This window comes from uncultured Sphingomonas sp. (assembly GCF_937859915.1).
Taxonomy (GTDB): Bacteria; Pseudomonadota; Alphaproteobacteria; order Sphingomonadales; family Sphingomonadaceae; genus Solisphingomonas.
The window spans coordinates 1-6,303 of the sequence record NZ_CALMAW010000059.1 but is presented as its reverse complement, the minus strand read 5'-3'; the positions used below and the strand labels follow the sequence as shown (position 1 = coordinate 6,303).

Sequence of the window (6,303 nt, the reverse complement as noted above, 5' to 3'; positions counted from 1 at the left end):
GGCGCCCGCGAGCTAGATCGGCCCGTCGCCGGCGACCGCCTCGGCGGCCACCGTCACGCCTCGCCCCGCGTCTCGATCAGGGCGGACGCAATCGCGTCGACCGGGCTCTTGTCGCCCCACAGCACGAACTGGAACACCGGGTAGAAGCGGTCGCATTCGTCGATCGCGGTCTCGATCAGCGTCTCGGCCTGGTCGAGGCTGAGCACGCTCTCGCCATCACCCTCGATCAGCGAGGCGTTGCGATAGAGCGCAAGGCCGGATGCGGCCCAGAGCTCGAAATGACCGAGCCAAAGCTGTTCGTTGATCAGCCCGATCGTCTCGTAGATCGCGATGCGCTTGTCGGCCGGTACGCGGATGTCGGGCAGCGCCAAGAACTGCAGCACGCGATCCTCGGGCCGCCAGACGCCGCGCAGCTCATATTGCGTCCAGCTGCCCTGGACGGTCGCGGTGACCTCATCCTCGCCGAGGCGTTCGCACGCCCAGCCGTGCGCCTGGAAATAGCTTTCCAGCATGTCGATCGGGGGCGTCGCCTCTCCGCGCGCATCCTCGAGATCATCGAGTGTCATTGGCCGCCCCTAGCGCAGCACTCGCCGCGGGCCAAGTTCTGCCTTCCGCGCGGCGGCGCGGCAAGGCCCGGGGCGACAAAGCTGTGGAGAACCCTCAGATCGCGGTCGGCGGCGTGTCGGATGTCGGCGCACCGGTCTCGTGCAGGCGCCCCTCGATCGCGTCGAGCCGCGCCTTGAGCGCGTCCGCCTCGTCGCGCGCGGCCGCGGCCATCGCCTTGACCGCGTCGAACTCTTCGCGCGAGACGAAGTCCATCCCGCCGAACACGCCCTTCATCTTCTCGCGCATCTGACTCTCGGCTTCGCGACCGGCGCCCGCGACGGTGCCGGCAACGCCGTTCATCAGCTTCACCAGGTCGTCGAAAAAGCGGTTCTCGGATTGCATGCTGATTGTCCTGTAATCGATCAGAGCTGCACTTGGGCACTCGATTGCGCAGGCGCAAGCGCCTGGCCGCCCGGATTGAGCGTCTCGATCGAATGGGTGAGGAATGCAGCGAAGCAGATCCAAGCCAGATAGGGCAGCATCAGCAGGGCGGCCCCTTGGCGGACGCGCGCGAAGGCCAGAATCGTGGCGATCGTCGTCACGATCATCAGCAGGATGATCGCAAAGGCCGCCCCGATCGCGTGCCCGGCGAAGAACACCGGTGCCCAGGCGAGATTGAGGATGAATTGAACCGCGAACAGCGCGAGCCCGATCGAGCGCCCGCCGGCGCCGCGCGCTGCGACGATCATCGCCAGCGCCAGGCCGATCACGATGTAGAGCAATGTCCAGACGAGAGGGAATGCCCAGTCCGGCGGCATGATCGATGGTTTGACAAGACTTGCAAACCACGGATTGGACGACCCCGATCCCGCAACCGCTCCGGACAGGATCCCCAGCAACAAAATGGGTGGCACCGTAACCAATGCGACCCGCACGAACGACATCCGCAACTGACCCCGCGACGCTATTTGGCTCATTCATTTACCCCACGGGCCCGAAGTTGGAGGCGCAGGGGTATCGACTTGCGGCCCCGCGTCAACCGCCTGTATCGACGTCATTGTGCGGCGAGTGTTTCATTGCGGCTACAAGGAACTCGATATTGCCTTCCGGGCCTGTGATCGGGCTCGGCACGACGCCCGCGACCCGCCAGCCGGCCGCGCCCAACCATGCGACGACATCGTCGCAGACGGCTTGGTGAACCGCCGGGTCGCGGACCACGCCACCTTTGCCGACCTCGTCGCGCCCGGCTTCGAACTGCGGCTTGATCAGCGCGGCAAGGCGCGCGCCGGGGCGCGCCAGCGCAAGCGCGGCCGGCAGCACCTTCGACAGCGCGATGAAGCTCGCATCGCACACGACCAAGTCGATCAGTTCGGGAATCTGGTCTGTGGTGAGATGGCGTGCATTGGTGCGCTCGAGCACGACGACGCGGGGATCCTCGCGCAGCTTCCACGCCAATTGCCCGTGCCCGACATCGACCGCGAAGACCTTAGCCGCACCCCGCGCGAGCAGCACATCGGTGAAACCCCCAGTCGACGACCCGACGTCGATCGCCATCAGCCCCGCGACGTCCCAATCGAAATGGGCGAGCGCGTGATCAAGCTTGAGCCCGCCGCGCGACACCCAGGGATGATCCCGCCCCTTGACGCTGAGCGGCGCGTCGTCGGGCAATTGCTGCCCCGCCTTGTCGACCTTGCGGTCGCCCGAATAGACCAGACCCGCCAGAATCAGCGCCTGCGCGCGCGTGCGGCTTTCGGCGAGGCCGCGATCCGCAAGCAGCTGATCGGCACGGACTTTGCTCATGCCGGCTCGCTTCCGCGAAGGACGGATCCCAATTGCGTTTTTCGCAATAGAAGGTTCATGTCCGTCACTTGAAACAATGTTTCGTCGCGCATATCTCTCCTTTCGCCGCAGGGAAACAACCCACTCGGACGCCGAGCGCGCGGCTCGATAAGGACAGATATATGCGCATTCTGGAAACCGCGGCGATGCTCGCGATGATTGTCGGCGCACAGACGCTCGCGATCGGCACGATCCTCATCCACTGAGGCGTTGATGTTCGCTGGCGCAACGGTCCCCGCCGTCCGCGCCGCCGACATGCCCCAGCCGCCGCGGCGCCGCCTCGGCGGCTTTCGCATGTCTGGGCCACATGGGCGCGACAGATCTGCACCGTAGGGAGTATGCCCCGTCGCCGCCGGCGCGGCAACGAACGCGCCCACCGGTTTCGGCGCGTCGCGCCACCCGCGAACGCTCGTCAGGGGGCGCACTGACGCGGACGCCCCCCTCCGCGCCGCTAGGCCCGCACCTCGCCGACGACACCGACCGAATTGTGCCGCAGCGCCATCTTGACCGCGCCGACGATGCCCTCGGCGTCGAGTCCCGCCTCGGCATATTGTTTCTCGGGCTTGTCATGCGCCTGGAAGATATCGGGCAGCCGCAAGGTGCGGATCTTGAGCCCCGTATCGAGCAGCCCGTCATCCGACGCCAGCGTCAGCACATGCGCGCCGAGCCCGCCGATCGCGCCCTCCTCGACGGTCACCACCACCTCGTGGCTCGCGCACAGCTTGCGGATCAGCGCGCTGTCGAGCGGCTTGGCGAAGCGCAGATCGGCCACCGTCGTCGACAGCCCCTGCGCCTCGAGCCGCTCGGCCGCCTTGAGCGCTTCCTCCAGCCGCGTGCCGAGCGACAGGATCGCGACCTTCTTGCCCTCGCGGATGATCCGGCCCTTGCCGATCTCGAGCTTTTCCGGGACCGTGGGCAGCGCCACGCCGGTGCCGTTGCCGCGCGGATAGCGCAGCGCGATCGGGCCGTCGTCATACAGCGCGGCGGTGTGCACCATATGGACGAGCTCCGCCTCGTCCGCGGCCGCCATCACCACCATGTTCGGCAGCGTCGCGAGATAGGTCACGTCGAACGAGCCGGCGTGGGTCGAGCCGTCGGCGCCGACCAGACCCGCGCGATCAATCGCGAACCGCACCGGCAGATTCTGGATCGCGACGTCGTGAACGACCTGATCGTAGGCGCGCTGCAGGAAGGTCGAATAGATCGCGCAGAAGGGACGCTGCCCCTGTGCCGCCAGCCCCGCGGCGAAGGTCACCGCATGCTGCTCGGCAATGCCGACATCGAACAGCCGCTCGGGGAACGCCTTCTGGAACTTGTCGAGCCCGGTGCCCGTGGGCATCGCCGCGGTGATCGCGACGATCGTGGGATCGCGTTGCGCCTCGGCGAGCAAGGCATTGGCGAACACGCCGGTGTAGCTCGGCGGGCCAGGTTCGGCCTTGGCCTGCACGCCCGTCACGACGTCGAACTTCTGGACACCGTGATATTTGTCCGCCGCCGCCTCGGCCGGCGCATATCCATGCCCCTTCTTGGTGACGACATGGACGAGGATCGGCCCCTGCGCCGCGTCGCGGACATTCTCGAGGATCGGGATCATATGGTCGAGATTGTGGCCGTCGATCGGCCCGACATAATAGAAGCCGAGTTCCTCGAACAGCGTGCCGCCCATCGTCATGCCGCGGGCGAACTCGTCGGTCTTGCGCGCGGCGTCGGCGAGCGGGCGCGGCAGGCGGTTGGCGAATCGCTTGAGCACGTCGCGCAGGCCGAGGAACGGACCGCTCGAGACCATCCGCGCAAGATAGGCGGAGAGACCGCCGACCGGGGGCGCGATCGACATGTCATTGTCGTTGAGGATCACCACCAGCCGGTTGCCGGCAGCCTCGGCGTTGTTCATCGCCTCATAGGCCATGCCCGCCGACATCGCGCCGTCGCCGATCACCGCGATCGCTTTGCCGGGCTGCTTGGCGAGTTTGTTCGCGACCGCGAACCCGATCGCCGCCGAGATCGAGGTCGACGAATGCGCCGCGCCGAACGGATCATATTCGCTTTCGGCGCGCTGCGTGAAGCCGCTCAGTCCGCCGCCCTGGCGCAGGGTACGGATACGGTCGCGGCGACCGGTCAGGATCTTGTGCGGATAGGCCTGGTGGCCGACGTCCCAGATCACCCGGTCGCGCGGCGTGTCAAACACGTAATGGATCGCGGTGGTCAGCTCGACGACGCCGAGGCCCGCGCCAAGATGACCGCCGGTGACGGACACCGCGGAAATCATCTCGGCGCGCAGCTCATCCGCCAGTTGGGGCAGCTGTTCAGGCTTCAGGCGACGCAAATCCGCTGGAATATCAATTTTATCGAGCAGCGGGGTAACAGGACGTTCGGACACAAAGACATCTCCTTGGACCGCGCTGTTTACTTCAACCCGCCCGTCCTGTCGAACCGTGAACAAAGCTTAATCGCGATCGATCAGACCGGTGTGGCCGCGCTGCACTCCGCGCACTGACCATGAACCTCGATCACCGGGCGTTCAGGAAGAAATCCCGCGCGCTGGGCGGCCTCGCGCACGCGGCCGGTCACCGCGTCGTCGTCGACATGGGTCGCCTGCCCGCAGCGATCGCAGACCAGGAACATGCAGTCGTGGCGGCAGCCGGGATGCGGGTTTGCGATATAGGCGTTGGCGCTCTCGATCCGCTGCGCGAGGTTCGAGGCGACGAACAGGTCGAGGATCCGGTACACGCTGTTGGCGGCGACTCGACGCCCCTGCACGGTCGAGAGCTGTTCGGTCACATCATAGGCAGAGGCGGGCCGTTCGAGCCGACGCAGCACGTCGAACACCGAGGCGCGCAGCGCCGTCCACTGTTCGCCTCGCGCCTCGAGTGCGGCTTGCGCCGCCTCGGCAAGCGCAGCGCCATGATGATGCGCATGATCGTGCGGGCGTGCGATCGTGGCGGACGTCGGTGCCATGCCGGCCAAGCTAGGCGTCGCGGTGCCCGGCGGCAAGAGCATGGGCATGGCCGCGATGCGCATTGCGGCGATGCGCCAGCGCGAGCAGCACCACGCCCGACATGGTCGCGGCGATTTCGGGCAGCCCCTCGGCGCCGAGCAGCCCGACTCCCATCAAGGCAAGGCCGACGCCGCCGACCAGCAGCGGGCGTGCGTCTCGGTGCGCGGCGTAACCGCGTCCCAACGCCACCGCCCCGATCAGCATTGCGATGGTGAAGCCGACCTCATGCCAGGCCGGATTGGCGAGCGCAGCGCCCGCCGAGGCCAGGACCGCGGTCAGCAGGACGGTGGCGACGCAATGCACCAGGCACAGGCTCGACAGCGCGATCGCGACGCGATCGAGACGACCGATGCGAGCCTCCTCGCGGGCGGCGGACGATGTCCTTGAAAAGCGGCTGGCCATGACCGCCATGTGGCACTTTCGAAGTCATGATACAATATCTCATATTACCAAACGACCTTGCATCGTCCTTTCCTGGAGTACCGTCAGGACGACGGCTCGGTCGGCGGCCGACAGACGCCCGGCGGCTCAGCGGGGCGCGACGCGGGCCCGCATCATCGCGAACAGCTCGAGCCGCTTCTCCAGCGGCGCCTTCCACAGCGAATCCTTGGGCAGGCTCGCATCGAGCGCGCGCCACGTCTGCTCGGCGCCCGCCATGTCGCCGGTCTCCACCTGCGCCAGGCCGCGAAAATAGCGCGGGGCCGGGTTGGCCGGCGCGATCTGCTCGGCGCGGTCGAAGGCGAGCGCCACCGCGGGCGTCATCGTGCCCTGCGCGACCACCAGCAATGCATGCGCATAGCCGATGCGCAGGCCGACATCCGTGGGATGCTTGGCGATGGTGTTGCCGATCAGGTCGACCGCGGTCTCGTCCTCGCCCATCCGGTTGAACGCGTCGGCGGTCGCGAGCACGGTTCCCGATTCGC

Annotated in this window: 8 protein-coding genes and 1 pseudogene; 1 reads left to right on the top strand and 8 read right to left on the bottom strand. The window is 67.1% G+C overall.

The features are described 5' to 3' along the window. Positions 1 to 53: 53 nt before the first annotated feature. The 5 genes from Q0326_RS08155 to dxs form a co-directional block, all read right to left on the bottom strand. Complete coding sequence (locus Q0326_RS08155; RefSeq protein WP_298689001.1) at positions 54 to 566, bottom strand: YbjN domain-containing protein; 513 nt, start codon at positions 564 to 566, stop codon at positions 54 to 56. Between the two features lie 94 nt (positions 567 to 660). Further along, positions 661 to 948, bottom strand: a complete 288-nt coding sequence (locus Q0326_RS08150; RefSeq protein ID WP_298688999.1) for an accessory factor UbiK family protein — start codon at positions 946 to 948, stop codon at positions 661 to 663. Between the two features lie 20 nt (positions 949 to 968). After that, on the bottom strand, positions 969 to 1,490 hold the full coding sequence (locus Q0326_RS08145) for a TspO/MBR family protein (RefSeq protein ID WP_363303859.1): 522 nt from the start codon (positions 1,488 to 1,490) through the stop codon (positions 969 to 971). A 91-nt stretch (positions 1,491 to 1,581) separates the two neighbouring features. Beyond that, complete coding sequence (locus Q0326_RS08140; protein WP_298688995.1) at positions 1,582 to 2,346, bottom strand: TlyA family RNA methyltransferase; 765 nt, start codon at positions 2,344 to 2,346, stop codon at positions 1,582 to 1,584. Positions 2,347 to 2,836: 490 nt separating this feature from the next. Next, positions 2,837 to 4,738: a 1-deoxy-D-xylulose-5-phosphate synthase gene (dxs, locus tag Q0326_RS08135; protein WP_298689024.1), complete on the bottom strand. Its 1,902-nt coding sequence runs from the start codon at positions 4,736 to 4,738 to the stop codon at positions 2,837 to 2,839. Between dxs and Q0326_RS08130 the strand changes: the two genes are divergently transcribed. Then, positions 4,619 to 4,879, top strand: coding sequence for a hypothetical protein (locus Q0326_RS08130; protein ID WP_298689026.1), 261 nt, complete (start codon positions 4,619 to 4,621; stop codon positions 4,877 to 4,879). The two genes, dxs and Q0326_RS08130, sit on opposite strands and share 120 nt — an antisense overlap. Here the strand turns inward: Q0326_RS08130 and Q0326_RS08125 are convergent. The 3 genes and pseudogenes from Q0326_RS08125 to Q0326_RS08115 form a co-directional block, all read right to left on the bottom strand. After that, complete coding sequence (locus Q0326_RS08125) at positions 4,843 to 5,340, bottom strand: transcriptional repressor (RefSeq protein WP_298688993.1); 498 nt, start codon at positions 5,338 to 5,340, stop codon at positions 4,843 to 4,845. The two genes, Q0326_RS08130 and Q0326_RS08125, sit on opposite strands and share 37 nt — an antisense overlap. 10 nt (positions 5,341 to 5,350) lie before the next feature. Next, positions 5,351 to 5,791: a MerC domain-containing protein gene (locus tag Q0326_RS08120; protein WP_298688991.1), complete on the bottom strand. Its 441-nt coding sequence runs from the start codon at positions 5,789 to 5,791 to the stop codon at positions 5,351 to 5,353. Positions 5,792 to 5,908: 117 nt separating this feature from the next. Then, positions 5,909 to 6,303: pseudogene (locus Q0326_RS08115) on the bottom strand (cytochrome c biogenesis factor); the annotation flags it as partial.

Excerpts from the sequence above, each read along its gene's own strand:
- Q0326_RS08155 (WP_298689001.1), bottom strand. The coding sequence starts at position 566 with ATGACACTCGATGATCTCGAGGATGCGCGCGGAGAGGCGACGCCCCCG.
- Q0326_RS08150 (WP_298688999.1), bottom strand. The coding sequence starts at position 948 with ATGCAATCCGAGAACCGCTTTTTCGACGACCTGGTGAAGCTGATGAAC.
- Q0326_RS08145 (WP_363303859.1), bottom strand. The coding sequence starts at position 1,490 with ATGTCGTTCGTGCGGGTCGCATTGGTTACGGTGCCACCCATTTTGTTG.
- Q0326_RS08140 (WP_298688995.1), bottom strand. The coding sequence starts at position 2,346 with ATGAGCAAAGTCCGTGCCGATCAGCTGCTTGCGGATCGCGGCCTCGCC.
- Q0326_RS08130 (WP_298689026.1), top strand. The coding sequence starts at position 4,619 with ATGACCGCCGGTGACGGACACCGCGGAAATCATCTCGGCGCGCAGCTC.
- Q0326_RS08125 (WP_298688993.1), bottom strand. The coding sequence starts at position 5,340 with ATGGCACCGACGTCCGCCACGATCGCACGCCCGCACGATCATGCGCAT.
- Q0326_RS08120 (WP_298688991.1), bottom strand. The coding sequence starts at position 5,791 with ATGGCGGTCATGGCCAGCCGCTTTTCAAGGACATCGTCCGCCGCCCGC.